Consider the following 2530-nt stretch of genomic DNA (forward strand, 5'->3'; position numbering starts at 1 on the left):
GCGGGGACGCCGTCCACGTTGGCCGTCGCGAAGCCGACCCGCAACCGGGCGGGTGCGGTGTCCAGCGACGCGAGGAACGAGCCGGCGGCCGGCTCCGGCAACGCGGCGTAGGGATCGCCGGCGCGAGGGCCGGCGACGACGTCGAGCAGCGCCGCCGAGTCGCGCACCGTGCGGGTGACCGCGTGCGCGATCGACAGCGGGTAGGCCAGCGCGGACAGTCCGTGGTCGTCGGGGACGCGCCCACGCGAGGGCTTGAGGCCGAAGAGCCCGCAACAGGCGGCCGGGATGCGGATCGAGCCGCCCCCGTCGTTGGCGTGCGCGGCGGGCAACATGCCCCCCGCCACGGCGGCGGCCGAACCGCCGGAGGAGCCGCCGGTGGAGTGTGTGGTGCGCCAGGGGTTGTGGGACGGGCCGTGCAGGAGCGGCTCGGTACTGGCGTTCTTGCCGAACTCGGGGGAGTTGGTCTTGCCGACGACGACCAGGCCGGCCCGGCGATACCGGGTCGTCAGCTCGCCGTCCCGCGCGGCGACGGCGTCGGCGAACAGGCGCGAGCCCTGGGTGCTCGGCAGTCCGGCGACGTCACAGCCGAGATCCTTGACCGCGAACGGCACACCACGCAAAGGACCTTCGGGCAGGTCGCCGCCGGCCTCGACGCGCGCCGCCTCCCACCGCGTGGACACGAACGCGCGCAGCGTGGGGTCGCGCTCCTCGACGCGGGTGATCACCGCGTCGAGGATCTCGGTCGGGGTGACGGCGCCCTTGCGCACGAGAGCGGCGAGTCCCACCGCGTCGTGGCCGTCGAGAAGTTCGCTGGTGTCCATCGCGGTGCCTCTGTTTCGTGTCTCGCCCGGTCTCGCCTGACATCGATCGATCAAAATGCATGATGCAGTCAAGTATTAGAGAAGGCAAGGGCACCGACTTCGTCGCGGCCGCGCAGCGGGGCGCATCACACGCCTTTCGGGCCGCCGTACGCATCGACCCGAAAGGCGACGAAGACGCCCGGCCGGGCGTACTCGCGCTCGGCGCCACGCCCGCTCGGATGCACGCGCGCCCGGCGCTACGCCCGGTCGGGCGTACGCCCGCTCGCCGCTCCGGGCGGGCGCCGACGATTCGAGACGTGTCCTCGTCGACCGGCCGCAGAAAGCCCGAACGCGTGGCCGGGAAAGGTCAATCGGGCCCGGGCGTCCATCCGGAATTCGGCGCCTCGGGTGTCGCGACCGCGACGGGGACCGGCGGATGCCGCAGGCGGCAGGTGCCGCAAGCCGGGAAGGACGAGACCGGGAAAGGCGGTTCCCGCCCTGCGGCGGCCCAGTCCTCGACCAGACCGGCGTACACCGGGGTGCGGGCGTCCGATAGGACACGCTCGTCGCCGGCCTCCCCGAGCGCCGTCGTCGAGGACGTGTGTGGGTCGGCCGGCGCCGGGCGAAACGGCGGCGCGGTGTCGGATGTTCGATGCACACTCCATCGATAGCCCGCCGCGAACACACGGCGTCGGGCATTGCGCCACGATCACCCGTTCGGGCGTCGACCTACCCCGCGGCGAACGGGTCCGGCCCCGTACGAGTGACGTGGCCGTCCGGGCCCGACACCGTCCGTACGCGCGTCGGGGGGCGGCCACCCGGCCGGTCGTGCTCCCGGGCGCCCGCGACCTCCGACTCGTACGCCCGTTGCCGCCCCCGGTCCACCGTTCGACCGGGGCGAAAAACGCGACCCGGCCACCGGCTCGCGCTACGCCGACGGTTCGGCGTGCAGGATGTTCGCGAACTTCTCCAGGCCGACCGACTTGGACGCCTTCACCAAGACGACGTCGCCGCTCGTGAGCAGCCGATTCAGCAGCGGCAACAGCACGTCCGGGTCGTCGGCCGATTCGATGCGCAGCGTCGAGGACGAGCGCGCGGCGTCGGCGAGCGCGGTCATCTCGGCGGTGGTGCCGACGGTGACCAGGACGTCGATGCCCAGGGCACCGACACGCCGGCCGATGTCGGCGTGGGCGGCCTCGGCGGTGTCGCCGAGTTCCTTCATCTCACCCAGTACGGCGACGGTCCTGCGGTCCCCGGCGAGGGCGACGAGGGTTTCGAGGCCGGCGCGCGTGGACTCGGAGTTGGCGTTGAACGCGTCGTTGACGATCGTCACGCCGTCCGCGCGTTCCAGGACCTGGAGCCGGCCGGCCGATACCGGTTCGGCGGCGGACAGTGCCTCGGCGATGCGTTCGGTGTCCATGCCCAGGGCGTGCGCGGTCGCGGCGACGGCGAGGGCGTTGTGCACCTGGTGGGCGCCGAGCAAACGCAGTCTCACGGGGGCGGATCCGGTGGGGGTGTGCAGGGTGAAGGACGCGCGGCCCGCGATCGACGCGATGTCGCCGGCGCGGACGTCGGCGCTGTCGCCGGTGCCGTACATCACGACCGCGGCGCCGGTCCGGCCGGCCATCGCGGCCACGAATTCGTCGTCGGCGTTGAGCACCGCGACACCGCCCTCGGCGGCGGAAGGCAGTGCTTCGACGAGTTCGCCCTTGGCCGTCGCGATCGCCTCC

2 protein-coding genes are annotated in these 2530 nt (G+C 73.1%); both read right to left on the reverse strand.

The window, feature by feature from the left end; genetic code table 11:
• Window positions 1–821 (reverse strand): amidase family protein (locus tag GT354_RS37290; protein WP_272923959.1); only part of this gene is annotated, 821 nt, incomplete at its 3' end.
• A 907-nt stretch (window positions 822–1728) separates the two neighbouring features.
• Window positions 1729–2530, reverse strand: an 802-nt coding sequence (locus tag GT354_RS37295; RefSeq protein ID WP_272923960.1) for a Mur ligase family protein, incomplete at its 5' end; no start/stop codon positions are given.

Source organism: Streptomyces sp. SID3343, assembly GCF_009865215.1.
Classification (GTDB): Bacteria; Actinomycetota; Actinomycetes; order Streptomycetales; family Streptomycetaceae; genus Embleya.